At 34.9% G+C, this 14,439-nt stretch carries 7 protein-coding genes; 1 reads left to right on the top strand and 6 read right to left on the bottom strand.

Going from position 1 to position 14,439, the window contains the following annotated elements:
- Positions 1 to 750 precede the first annotated feature (750 nt).
- From ABJD27_RS15295 to ABJD27_RS15275, 5 genes are all read right to left on the bottom strand, one after another.
- A complete protein-coding gene (locus ABJD27_RS15295) occupies positions 751 to 1,497 on the bottom strand; it encodes a hypothetical protein (protein ID WP_348168530.1) in 747 nt (248 codons plus the stop codon).
- A 10-nt stretch (positions 1,498 to 1,507) separates the two neighbouring features.
- Entirely contained in the window at positions 1,508 to 5,389 is a 3,882-nt protein-coding gene (locus ABJD27_RS15290) for a hypothetical protein (RefSeq protein WP_348168527.1), read from the bottom strand.
- 207 nt (positions 5,390 to 5,596) lie between these two features.
- Entirely contained in the window at positions 5,597 to 6,913 is a 1,317-nt protein-coding gene (locus tag ABJD27_RS15285) for an ATP-binding protein (RefSeq protein WP_348168524.1), read from the bottom strand.
- 181 nt (positions 6,914 to 7,094) lie between these two features.
- Positions 7,095 to 8,510: a contractile injection system tape measure protein gene (locus ABJD27_RS15280; RefSeq protein ID WP_348168521.1), complete on the bottom strand. Its 1,416-nt coding sequence runs from the start codon at positions 8,508 to 8,510 to the stop codon at positions 7,095 to 7,097.
- Between the two features lie 12 nt (positions 8,511 to 8,522).
- Positions 8,523 to 8,843 carry a hypothetical protein gene (locus tag ABJD27_RS15275; protein WP_348168518.1) on the bottom strand — a complete coding sequence of 107 codons (321 nt, stop codon included), beginning with the start codon at positions 8,841 to 8,843 and terminating at the stop codon, positions 8,523 to 8,525.
- A 425-nt stretch (positions 8,844 to 9,268) separates the two neighbouring features.
- Here ABJD27_RS15275 and ABJD27_RS15270 point away from each other — a divergent pair, with 425 nt between their 5' ends.
- On the top strand, positions 9,269 to 11,032 hold the full coding sequence (locus tag ABJD27_RS15270) for a hypothetical protein (protein WP_348168516.1): 1,764 nt from the start codon (positions 9,269 to 9,271) through the stop codon (positions 11,030 to 11,032).
- A gap of 319 nt (positions 11,033 to 11,351) precedes the next feature.
- Here the strand turns inward: ABJD27_RS15270 and ABJD27_RS15265 are convergent.
- On the bottom strand, positions 11,352 to 14,439 hold a 3,088-nt coding region (locus tag ABJD27_RS15265), incomplete at its 5' end, for an amino acid adenylation domain-containing protein (RefSeq protein ID WP_348202061.1).

Below are 14,439 nucleotides of genomic sequence, written 5' to 3'. Positions count from 1 at the left end.
TAAAAGAGAAGTACTTCTTATGTCATTTCTTAATCACCCTACAAACATACGCCGAGAAGCAAGTAAAACACAAACAATTGAGGGAGTCTAATCGGTAGTTTCAGTAAGTACAATGTCGATATTTCTTAAATATCTACAAATCAATACATTAAACTTTGTAATATTTTATTTAAAATATCACATTTTACAGATTTATATGATTGTAATGAATTAGAAATAGAATAATTATACAAGGAATTATTTACCTGATTACCAAGGAGAATATATACGCTCCTGCCGGCCGAGTAGGCGGGTTCGCGAAAGCGTACGCAGCAACACTCTTTTTTATAATGATATGTACAACAACTATTTTAGAGTGCTTTATGTAGAATCACACAGGCCGGTTATAATGCCTTTTAAAGAATGAAAAAGTCCATACCATCATCAAAGCAGACATCACTCTATAGCATCGTTATATTGCTTCTAAAACTCAAGAAATCACTACAACATTGATCTATTTTCTGCATTCGCTAATCATCGAGAATAACACACAAAAAAACCGACAGATATCTGTCGGAGTTTTTAAATAGTATTGTTTATTACACTCTGTCACATCCAGTTTATAACTGGTGGAGGTTTGAGAGAGAAATACTCACCCATCAATGTATAAATTATACCTCAACAATACTATTTTCTTTTTACGCTTTCGCGAAAAGAAAAACCCCACAGGTTACTGTGGGGTTTTGAATATAAATTATTATTTCTTATAACCTAATAAGTAATTCCAAACTCTTCAAGATCTGGCTCTATATGAGGAAATATTACTGGAAAAAATCGTTTCATAAGTTCATAATTTGGAGCTTTATCTCTTAAGCAATACACTAAGTTCCAATAGTTAAAACATTTAGCTTTATACGCTAAATCTAAATACTTCTCAAAAGTAATTCCCATATCATGTAACTTTACTGGAAATTCTCCAAAGCCTGTATACAGATATATATTATCTATTAATTCTCCATCTTCATGTTTCATACAAGCTATAGCAAATTCGTTTGTATCTAGTGGTAATAAACTACCTGCAGTTAGACCTACTTTTGTGGCAGCAGCATACATCCCTGTTGCTTTTATAAATTCTATATCTATAAGATTTTTAAATTCCGGAATATTTAAACTTCCACTTAAAAGAATCCTAACAGCTTCCCAACTATAATCTTTATCTAAAAGATTTTGCTTTATCCATATATCTCTTTTAAAAATTGCTTCTCGTTCTATCCCATTACGGTGCCTCTCATTAACAATTTCCCAATTTAAAGAGAGCTCAGTAACTTGTTGATAAAATTTCTTTACAGATATAGGTAAAGAAAATTCACTTTGTTTTAAAATATTTTCTAATTGTTCCTCTTCTAGAGCTTCATTAGATCTGGTAATAGCACCAGAAGAGGTCAAATAGTTAGAATCATAAACCTCTTTAGATAAACTACACTTTCTATCTCTAAATTTTTTACTAATATTTATCATATAATTATTTTCAGTATTTTAATTTACCACTATCCGTTAAAATATCCAATTTATCGATATGAATATCTTTAGCTATTCCATTCATACGATTTTCAACATCATTTATATTTTCAAAAGCACCATTCTTTTTTTGTTCTTTTACTAAATTATTAAAGAAAGTTGACATTCCTGAAACTCCATTTTGTTTAGCAACTTCATTTAATCTACTAGCACTATCACTATTTATATTAACAATATAAGTTTCAGGCGCCCTTAAAGTTTCATTATAAACAGGTTCTAACAGTTTACCCCTAATACCTTTTTCTAAATCATATTCTCCAAACTCAACTTTAAACGAAGTAGGAAAATCACCTCCACTATAAGTAAGATTAGCTTCATAAAAATAAGCTTTATCATCATTTTTCCCAATAGCTTTTTTTGCTGGAGATTCTATTTTACTCTCCATATCGCTATTTATCGTTTTAGGAGCTGGAAACAAATTCCATTCCACACCTGGTCCATGTAAATTATGATTTAACAAATGTGCTCTTACCCAGAAATTTTTACGTTCTTCAGGGTTTATTCTTTCCCACCCTACAGGTACACTACTACCCGGTGAAGATCCATGAGTATTGCCCGGAATTTTTGTTAAAGGTTCTGCTATAACTTGCTTTGCCTTTTTACCATTAGTAATATGCTTCACTTTTGTTGGAACTAATGAGCTTTCATTTATATCTATACCAACAATTTCTAGAGAACTAGTCATTGACTTAAAAATCCTCACCATAGAATTGTATTCATCCTTAACATTCGCACTATACTTCCTTTCTTGCTTTCCTTTATACTTTGATAGTTCTTTTCCAAATTTCTTTTTATCTGATTTTAATTCATTTATAGCCTTTTGTTTTTCATTATAATCTTCTGCATTTTTATTCTCATGAATTTCTTCTTGCTTTAAATTAATTATTTCATTTAATCCCTTCTTTCTACTATATACGGCTATTTCTCCTTCATTTTCAAATTTTAATTCATGTCCTCCATCCACTTGAATTTCATGTGAATCATTTCTAAGTTTAGCAAATAATTTTTCTTTACCATCTGGTAATTGACTTGTATCCTCTTTTTCTTCTTTCTTCTTCTTCCCAAATCCAATTTTCTTCAAGAACTTCTTCGCCAACTTCTTAATCTTCTTCCAAAGCTTTACCAGTGCTTTTTCTACACGCTTCTGGATTTTCTTAAAGAGTTTGATTACTTTTCGCGCCAAGCCACCTATACCTAATATAGAAGCTAAGAGTCCTATCACAACAGGAACTGCTTTTCCTAATGCTTTTTCTATAGCACCGGCTACCGCTCCTACTTTTCCAGAAGCTATCGCAGAGACAGAGTCCATAAAGGCATTTACAAGATCTGCGATTTGAGCGGCTCGTTCTATAAAGAACTTCACGACATCTATAATCGCCATCACTGCTTTTACAAAGGCGCCTACTGGAGATAGTAATCCTAATAACCACTTGATCCCTGCTTGTACGACTTGTGTCTGAATCATATCCATCACAGCTCCCATAATGGTTTCCTTAATATCCTGGAATTGCTCTTTTAAGTATTCCCATAATCCTGCAACACCTTCTGTACGCAGGATGTTCACCAATTCAAATCCTGTTTCTAAGGCTTTCATTACCGGTTCTCCAATTACTCTGGTTCCTACTCTACGTACGGCTTGCCAGGTAAAGCCCATAATTTGTGAAGACAGAGAGAAGATTCCTTTCAGAGAGAATACATCTTCTGGCATGGTGATACTCAGACCACTCATAGCTCCTGTAAGCCAACTTATCAAACCGCCTTGTAAATGCTTCACAATATTAGACGCAAAGTTGGAAATTCCTTGTCCTACGCCTGCCATCATATTGGATAAGAATCCTATAGGGTCTGCAATAATTGCGACAACCACTTCTACAATTTTTGCAAGAAGCGTAGTTAACGTATTTTTCACTTTGATAATAAAATCAAAGACTCCTTTTAAGGCTCCTAAAGCTTTACTTACCAGTCCTTCATTTGCTGCTTTCAGTTCTTCGATACGCGCATCAATGCCTTCTACATTAGCTGCATATTGTTCTGCTAGCGCTTCAATAAGAGTATCTTTCTTATCGTTTACGGTTTGCTCTAGGCTATCAAACTTATCCTCTATAGCTGTGGCTGCTTCCTTACCAAGTTTACGTAGGTTTGGAGATAAAGAACTCACATAGTCTTGTACTTCTTGTTTCCCTTTTGCAATTTCTTGTTTTGCTTGATTCAGTTTTGTTGCTACCGTATTTGCAATGGTCTCGATATAACCATCCATGGTTTTGATATAGACTTCACGTCCTGTGACAAAGAATTCATTGACTTCTTCTGGTAATCCTACAAAGAAATCACCCACGCGACGGAATTGCTTAAAGCTAAATATAGAATCGCCATAACGTTCTTTTTTATAGGCAGTCATTTTGGTTTCTATATGATCTTCAAAAGCTTTTTTGGCTGCCATAGATCCTTTGACAAACTCCTTGGCTACATCGGTATCTAGTTGGTCTAATATGCCATCTACTTTTGATTTGGCTGTTTCATACTTCCCATTGATCGCATCGGCGATACGTTTACGTTCTACCGAGTCTTTGGAAGCGGTTTGCTTTTGATCTCCAGCTACTTTATTAAGTCCAGAAACTCTAGCTGCATTCATACCACCAACTCCTGACGTAGTTTGCTGTTGTGCGCTTTGCTGTACTTTTTGTTGCTCTTCTTCTTCTTGTGATCTAAATTGTTGTGTGGCTGCATCACTTTGTGCTTTGGCTGCATCTTTCTCTGCCAATGCGCCTGTGAAGGAAGCTTCGTTGGAGTTGGCTAACATCGTATCTGTTACGCCATGTGCTGCCATCTCATTATCTACCGTGCTATTTTGTTCTTGTAGTGGTTGTTCTACCTCGGCAGCTGTACGTGTAGGAGGCATAGCTTTACCTGCTCCGCCCACACTTGGTTTTTTACCAAATCTAGGTGTTGGCATTTTTGCTACATGTCGTTTTGGTGTTGCTGCTGTATTTGGTTTTGCAGAAGTAGCACCTGCAATAGCTCCTGAAGATTCTTGAGTAGCTCCACTCACATCTCCCATCGCGTTTTTATTTACTTCTGATATATTATTATTTTCTTCAAAGTTGTCTGCTTCGTCTTCATCTTTTGGTAATTGCATTTCTGCAATACGACTTTGCAATTGGACTTTAAAAGCGGCGGCACTAAACTCACCTGCTTCCTGTTCATCCATAATATCTACTTGTCTAGCTTGCGCTATACTCTCACGTTCATTACTTGGCGATGGTGCAGCTGCTTGCGCTTTAGAACTTGCTTTACTAGACGACTCATGCTGTTGTTGTGCAGTGGCTGTTTCTCCTACTTGTGCTTTTAATGCTTGGAAGTTTTCGTTTTCTTCTGGTGTTTTTGCAATGGTTACTTGAGCAGCACCTTCCTTACCTTCTACAGCTGCTTTTGCTGCTTGCGCTTCTCCTGCTACAGCAGGTGTCTCTGTCACACTTTTTGCTCCTGAAGCTTTCTTTACTGTTGGTTCTTTTACGGTTGCTGGACCACTTTGTGTTGCCGTAGGCACGTCAACAAGGCTTACAAATTGTGCGTCTAATATGTCTGGAACTCCAGCAGTAGGATCGGCTGCCAGTTGTCCTACTTGTTTTGCATTAAAGTCTGTATCCTGAATACCCGTTGTGCTTATTTTTTGAGGTGCTCCAAAGAGTGCTTCTTCTAATGAAGGAGGAACTCCCTTAACTGCGTTTTGCTGTTGCTTTCCTTTGGTCGCAACAGCATTTTTTGATTTCTTCTTATTCTGAACAGCGCCTTTTTGAGGCGCTTTTATTTCGGGTTGTGTTGCTGTTCTCATCGTATCTTTTATTATGGTCTTTTAAAATATGTCATGACATATATCCTTTCTTACGGTTATCTATTTATCATTTTTGCGTGAGGGATTGCAATGGAAATCCCACAGCCTGACTGTAAGGAAGTGCGAGGAATTGTAGTGAAAAGCCCGACCTTCACCTTGAAAGAAATTCAAGGTGAAGGTCACGCCCTCTTAAAAATGTGTCATCATTTAAAATACCTTGTCTTCTTTATGGTATTCTTTCTTAATACTTTCTAATACCATGTCGTGTGTTAGTATTCGGTCTTTATTTGCCAGAGCCTTTAAACTTACATCTTGGATACAGTTCATAATATTAGAACCGTTCAAGACATATTTTGAGGCTATTTCTTCTAGTTTTAGTGAAGGATGTTGTTCTAGTTTTTCTGGAATATTGTGTTTCCAAATGCGCAGACGTTCTGTTGCTTTTGGTAATTCAAATTGAATAATCGATTGGAAACGTCGCATAAATGCATTATCAATATTCTCCTTATAATTAGAAGCTAGAATCACCATTCCTGGATATGCTTCTATCTTTTGTAGTAAATAAGAAACGCCTTGATTGGCATACTTATCATGGGCATCTCGGACATTGGTTCTTTTTCCAAAAACAGAATCTGCTTCATCAAAAAAGAGAATCCAATCTTTCTTTTCTGCCTTGCTAAATAGGTTTGCCAAGTGTTTTTCTGTCTCGCCTATATATTTAGAAACTAAGACAGAGAGGTCTACTCTAAACACTGATTTTCCTGTGTATTTCCCTAGCAAACTAGCGGCGAGTGTTTTTCCTGTTCCTGGAGCTCCATAAAATAATACACGGTAGCCTGGTTTTAGGCGTTTTTTCATGCCTAATTCTTCTAGTAAGGTATCGTTATGTTCTAGCCATACTTTACTGTTTTGTAGTTTTTGCAAAGTGCCATTTGATAGGATGAGGTCATCCCACGTCATTTGTGTTGTGATTTCCTGAGCTGGGAATTCTTCACTTAGTTTAGGTGTTATAATACTTCCTAATACAATCTCTTGAAATGCATCTTCATAGATGAGTAATTTCCCGCGCATGGCAGGTTCTGATTTTTCTGTAGATGCAATATGTAGTGCTTTTAGTTCATTAAATAATCTGTTGGCATGTATAAACTGATGTGCTGTGATTCTTCCTGCTACATCATCTCCTGCAAGCGCATATAAGATGGTCTCGCCTGTAGGGTCTGCATTTTTTTGATCTGATCTCGTTTCTGAAAAAAAGTAAAGCACGCCGTTCTCACTTTCTATACTAACATCTCGTAAAAATGTAGGATACACATGGGCTACTAAGGATAGTAAAAGTGCTACTCGTTCTTCTTTATTTAAAGCATGCTTTGCTATATAATTACCCAAAGGACTGCCTTTAAATTTTTTAGACGTATACTCCAAAGGACATTCCTTAAGTGGTGCTTGAGGATGCTCTAATCGCCAAAGAATAACTTCTTTTAAATAGTTAAAAATTTGTTGTGTGCCCTTCTGTTCTGAAAGCATAGTTGTCTTTTATTTAAATTATATGTTACTTCAAAAAACGCAAGATGATAGTGCGTTCTATTCCTCTTTTAAATCGCCTATAATCAGATTACAAAGATGTCTTGATGTTCATTCAAAAACAAGGAATTTGCGTGTTTGGATCTGTAGTTTCAGTAGATTCTGTTTTGATATAAGCGGCTATTTATCCCCAGTTTACATAGATAAAATCCTTCTTCCAAGGGAGTCTAATAAGTCCCATTCCCCAAGAGAGTTTACGCAGTAATATGTCTTGCGTTTTATGCTCCATAACGATTGTTATCCCGCTACTGTTTTTTTCTATTTTTCCAAGACGTTGTAAGAACTCATTACGTAATAATGCATGAGATGATTTTTTTAAAGCGCCCCAATTTTCGTTAACCGCATTTAAGAGATTATGTGCTTGCTCTTTGTGTTTTTTTGTAATTATCACTTGTCTATTTATAGGCTGATTTATGGGAATATTGCATAAAAACTTCTCAAAAACCATGTCACTTTCTGCTTGCTTGGTTTTTCCTGTTGCGATATAATGCAACAAATGCGCACACTTTTCTGGGTCTTTTAATTGTTTGTTTTCATCTAGTAAATCACAATGACCAAAGAAGTGCTTTAAAAATGGATGTATGAGTACGAGTCCCGCATTTTGAGTATATTGATTTACTATTTCTACGCTGTCTTCTACTTGTTGGTAATGCTCTTCTTTTAAAATTTCTTTTACAGCTTCTTTAGCAAGTCTCTTTGCTTCTATCTCCTCTGGTTGTTTTGATGCTAGTGTTGGAGTTCTAGTGTCTATATCACTCTTTGTTTCTTTTTCTTGGCTTATTTTAGTTACCGCTACTTTAGATGTACCTATTGCATTCTTAGCGGTCTCTATTAAGGTTTCAATAGCTATCGGTTTTTGAGATGCTATAGCCGCAAGTATCTCTTTCCAAATATGCTGTTGTTGTATAACTGGGCGTTTTTTTATTTTCTGTACAATAGCATCGGAGATTTCTAGAATATCATTTTCTTTTGCCATTGCCACACATAACTCCTTTATAGCTTCTCTTGTGAGCTGATTTATGATGCGATTTCTCACCTTTTTATCTCCAAGGACTCTTAGCATTCTTCTAGAAAAATCACGCGTTGCACGTAGTCTTTCGAAGCTTTTAGGGGTGAGTAACTTTGTTATAGATTCCTGACTCCACCATGGATTTGTTCCCGTTTTTAAAAAATGAATAAAGGTTTCTAATTCATGTTCGTTCTTACGTAAGAGTTTTCCATTTTTAAGTGGTTCTGTATGTTTTTGTGCATCACCAATAGCCTTGATTGCTTTTTGTGTTTCTTCCTCTATAGTTTCTACAATCGTATACTTTAAATCATCATTTAAACGAAGTCCTTTTTCTGTAATCTCAACATGTACTTTATCTAACTGAATGGCATATTCAGACATCCCATGATCCATAGCATCGATTTGCTTTTCTAGCAATGGAAATACTTCTGTACTAAGGAAACTACCTATATTATCTTTTAACTCATGAGCTTCGGCGACACTTGATGTAGTGAGTTCTAGATAGACGTTATGTATAATATGATTCTTCATACCTACACTGTACTATTTTACATCAAACTCTCCTCCCCAAAAACCAGCTGGACACTTGCTGTATTTTGATTTCTGTTTTGCACTTAATCTACATCCACATCCTCTAATGAATCCTTCTTTACTAGCCGTGATTGTTTTCATCGTTTCTGGATGAATCCACAGGTTACTATTGCAGGAGTTATTCTTTTTTAATGGACAGTCATCACATATTTTCTTACGTAATTCAAATACGCTTGCATCGCTTTTATTTGCCATACCTGTAAGTGCATATAACTCATTCATATGCCCATTAAGAATCTCTTTTCTCTTCTTATAAATTTCTCTTAATTCCATGATATATTGTATTGTTTTTGTTATACAAATAACTCTGTATCTACTGATTTTATGAAATAATTTGAGCTAGGAAATCGGTCTTTTCAGTCGATTTATAATTGTTGTTTTATATAGTAAATGTATATTCAAAACAAGTTTTTAAAAAGACAGTAGTTTCATCATTTTAATCTTCAAATATTTTGATTCTGCTATTATTTTTTTTATGAGATATACGCTTTCGCGAAAGCGTACTTAGAATTATTTTAACTTAAAAAGTGGTCAAGAATACTCAGTACTTATCGCATTCAATATGCTACAAAAAAACCCGTAAAAACACCCTAATAGGATATATCAAAATATTTTAGATTTATCACAAACACTATAAGAGGCAGATATAATACCTGACCTCTGTATTTGTGTATCATAAAACTAACCATCATAACAGTATGAAAAATTCACTAATCGTATTATGTAACCCCCTTCTAACATCAAAACTTAGAAACCTATGTATGTTATTTGCTGTGGTTCTTTTATGTATAGGTTGTGATGAACTTACTTCTAAATCAGCATCAGAAGAGAGTCCAGAAGAAATAACTGAAGTTGAAGCTTCTTCTCCTACAGATAAAATACATGTTGCCTTCGCAGGAGGCGGATGGAGAGCTCACACCGCACATACTGCATGGACGATGTCTTTATTGGAGAATAATGGAAATAAACTAGAGAATGCATTTAAAAATGTAAACACCATTTCCTCAAATTCAGGTGGAAGTTGGTTTAGCACCATGCTTATGTATTCTCCAAAATTTGTTACAGATATTGAAAAACCCAGAGCTATTGATACCTGGAAAAATACAACAAGTGATGGTGGGTGGCTTGGTGGTCAACAAAATATTTTTGATGGAGCAACACTCTGCACAGAACACTCGGAAGGTCCTGCTTTTGCTCCTTGTGTATTTAAAGCATACGGAGATGCAACCGAATGGGACAGAATCGTTAAAAAGATTGTATATAAAGATTACCCTCTTAATGACACACTAACTCTTAATAGTTCACGTCAGAAATGGGCAACAAACAAGTCATTGCTTCTTGCTGGAAGCATGTTAACTAACAATGTTGTTCTAAATGAAGATCCTAGCACCTATGGTGATTATTATGGATATTACCAAGCTTGCCTCTCACCTCTAGATCCTAAATCTGTTACAGTAAATGGCGAACATGGAGGTTCTTGCTCTTATGGAGCAAATCCTGATGTAACCCCAGTCATTTTTTCTAGCATACCATCTAGTTCAAATATGATTGCCCCTCCCTTTCTTCCAGCTGCAGGTGCACATTCTAAAGGACTCGTATTTAATGTGGGGTATTCTAACAATTTTTCAAGTTCTGATATACATATAAAATCTATATCTAATCCATTATCAAGCAACAACTTGTCTGTTAGAATTGCTGCGTCCGCCTCGAGTGCTGCTTTAGGTTTTGAAGCCAGTAAGAACTTGAACGTCTTTGGAACTTGGGGAAAAACATATGATGCAGAAGATTTAGCATTGAATTTTAGTTTAGTTAATCCAGATGTAGAATTTATAGGGACTGACAACAAAACTATTAAAGAACTAGCTGATAATAAGATGGTACGAATTGCAGACGGCGGTGCTGTAGATAATTCTGGAATTGCGCAATTGATCCCTTTTTTACAAAAGAATAAGCAGAAGAATGGCTTTAACATTGTAGCTTTTGACAATGTTCAAGAACAACCTTTTCTTCCTGGAGTTGATAAGGTTGAAGCTGGGGGTGATATAGCATTGTTATTTGGTTATGGCCTTTGTGAAGGTAATAAATTATGTTTAGCAAGTTGCAGTATATCTTGTGTACATGTCCCTGAAATTCAGATTTTTGAAGCAAGTGCACTTGGTACTCCGGCGACTTGGAGTTTCCAAAATACCCCAAATAAGTATACAAATACTCCAAAATTGATTTATACAAAGTATACTGTTACTACAACTGCAAATGCTAGTTTTGATATTACACCTGGCTTAACAGGAACCTTACATGTATTTACGTGTTACTACCCTAGTGCGGGTACGCAACCACAAAATTATACTACAGATGGAGATTTTAAAGCCTATAATAATATGATGCATTTTATTAATGACGGTTTAAAAGCAAATAGTAATGAAGGGTTAACTCATCTTGAAAAAGCCATGGGGCTTAAGTAAATCATGTACATGTTAAAAACACAAAATGCACACTCTCAAATTCAAGAGAGATGTGCATTCAATATAAGTCTAGGAGTACCTCGCTAAGCTCGGTAACTCCATAAAGCGTCGCTTTGATAATATAAAAAAGGCACTAAAAAAATAATTTCAAGCAAGCATGAAATTATTTTTTTAGTGCCTTTTTTATTCGTGACCCTGAATATTCAGGGTTCAAACTTTTTGATAAACGATTTAATTGAAATTGAAGGTTTTATGAAAAGCATTAATTTATCTAGAGATTCTATTAAATGATATAATTCAACGCTAAATTATACCCAATCTAATAGGGTAAGTCCAGTAATCGATTGTTTATAATATTGGATAGTGGTAATACATTAGGATCTTTCATTACAGAGAAATGATTTCCTGAAACTTGCCTTAGATCAAAGTTTACAAAAAAGTGTTTCAACTTTTCCTTATTGGGAATAGCTCTTGATTCGTTTGGCCAAATATATAATGTTCTAGCCTGAATTGAATTCTGAATAAAATACCCTTCTGATGCACTAAGCAATAATCGAATTTTATTTACTGCATCAAAGAATTCTTTTTTATCCATATTCAAATAACTTGGAATGAGTTCCTTAATTTCATTTGGGACCACGTTACGTAACTCTTCAATGGATTCTTTTTTGAAAATTTCCGAACTCGAAAATTCCGACCATAGCTCATATAATGAATGAATACTTTTTTGATTTTTTATACAGTAATTGAATCTTGATTCAAGAAAACGTGTTTCTGAATCAAGATCAAATATGATTGTTTCTGTTGGTTTATTAAAATTGAAGGATGAATCCACAATAATAAGATTCTCAACCTTCTCACCTTCATTCTCTAACTGTACTGTTATTTCTTTTGCAATTTCACCGCCTAAGCTCCAACCAAGTAATTGATAAGGTCCAACTTCTTGAACTTTCTTTATTTCCTTGATAAACTTTGAAGCAATTTCAGCAATTTCAGGAGCCTTAACCATCTCATCAAACAAACCAAATTTGATTCCATAGCATGAATACCCTTCAATTCTTCTCGAAAGTTCAAGGTAACCATCGATCTCTCCACTACCATCGTGAATCATAAATAGCTTATCTTCTCCTTGAATATTATTTATTGGTATTACAATTTCATCATCTTGTCTCTCACCTACTCCTTCTTTTAGTTTTTCAGCTAGTGAAAGAATCGTGGGAGTTAAAAAAATTCCAGAAAGCGGAAGCTCTACACCATACTCTTTATTAATGAGATATCTTAGTTTCATTGCCAACAAGGAATGCCCTCCTAATCTAAAAAAATCAGAATTGACACTAATTTTTTCTTCCTCTATACCTAGAACTTCAGACCAAATTGCAACAAGCTTCTCCTGATCCTTATTTGTAGCAGCTACATACTCATCGCTTGCTATAAGATCTGGATTTGGCAACCCTCTCTTATCTATTTTTCCATTTGCATTCAATGGAAAAGAATCCAACCAGATATAGCCCGTCGGAATCATATAATCAGGAAGTCTAGACGACAATATTTTCCTAACTTCATTCTGATTCAGCTCCTCTTCACCACATAAATAAGCAATCAATTGCTTATTATCTTCTGATCCATGAACAACCGCTAAGGCCTGACTTACAAAATCAATACGTTCTAATTGAGATTCTATCTCGCCTAACTCTATACGAATACCTCGTATTTTAACCTGATCATCTATCCTACCAAAAAACTCTATGGTACCATCTGGATTCCAACTTGCTGCATCTCCTGTACGATAAATTCTTGATCCTGGATTTATAGGATTCTCTATAAATTTGTCCTCAGTTAATTTATTATCATTCAAATATCCTTTGGCCAAGCCTTTACCAGAGACACAAAGCTCTCCTACTACCCCAACAGGGCATAATTGTCTATCTCTATCTAGTATATAAACCTGTCTATTTGCAATAGGATTACCAATACATGAAGTATTCTCAAGTGAGCTAATTTTATGATATGTAATACAAACTGTGGATTCTGAAGGCCCATAAGTATTGAATACTTCATAATTACTTATTAGTTTATCAATATGCCTTGGAAGCAATAAATCTCCTCCACTAATAATAAGCCTTAAACTTCTTAAATCATCAGCATAATTATTTAATGTATTAAGAACAATTGGCACTGTACTTAGTACTGTTGCTTTAGTTAGCTTAATACCTTCAATAAGAGATTCAATATTTCTCCCACCTTCTGGCATAATTACAATAGAAGCTCCAGATAATAGTGCAGGAAAAACTTCTTCCACCACGGTATCAAATGAAGGTGAGGCTTGTTGAATAACCTTATCAGAAGATGTTAATGAAAAATATTCCTTGAAAGTAATACTATAATCTACCAGAGAGTCATGCTCTATAACAACTCCTTTTGGTCTTCCTGTACTTCCTGAAGTGAAAATAATATACGCAGGATCACTACCTTTTATTACAACTAAAAGATCATTATCCGGCATTTCTTCAATATGTGATGCTTCACTTATCAAATCCACAATTTTTATAGAAGGTTCAATATTTAATAGATCATCATGCAAGTTGGTTAAAATAAGTTTCATCTCTGAATCCTCGATCAACATATTAATTCTATCTGAAGGGTTTTCTGGATCAAGAGGAACATAAGTAGCTCCAGATTTTAATATGGCTAAAAATCCAATTATCATTTCTGGTGAACGACCTAAATATAAACCTACTTGATCACCATTTTTAACCTTCGTTACATCAATAAGATAATGAGCGAGCTGATTAACCTTTCGGTTTAACTCACCATATTCCATTGTATATCCTTTAAAATACAGAGCTATTGCCTGTGGATTAAGTGAAATCTGGGTTTCTATTAAATCAACAATGGTATTCTTGATGTTATAATCTACTTCAGGGGTATTAAACTTATAAAGAATTTGATCCTTTTCTTCCTTCGATAGAATATCGATTTCTGACAACTTAACATTTTTATCAGACACCACTTCTATTATTATTTTCTCTAGATATTTAGAGAATTTTCTTATTGTTTTCTCTTCAAATAAGGATAGACTATAACTAAAAACTATATTAAAGTGATCTCCTTGGTCTATGACATCAAGTTCCAAATCAAACTTAGCTACCTTATAAGCGGCATAATGACTTACAATCTTAAGATCTGAATCACTTAATGTTACATCATCAGACTGCTGATGAAAAGAAAATAAAACATCAAACAATGGATTGCGACTCGTATCCCGGGAAAGATCCAATGCATCTACCAACTCCTCATACTGATACAACTGATGATCAAAAGCCATTAACGTATCTTCCTGAACAGTAGCCAAAAAATCATTGAACGACAATCCTGAGTCTACTTCATTACGTAAAGCCAAAGTATTG

It is taken from the genome of Dokdonia sp. (assembly GCF_039945015.1).
Classification (GTDB): Bacteria; Bacteroidota; Bacteroidia; order Flavobacteriales; family Flavobacteriaceae; genus Dokdonia.
The sequence above is the reverse complement of the archived record's forward strand: the minus strand, read 5'-3'. Positions and strand labels throughout refer to the sequence as shown.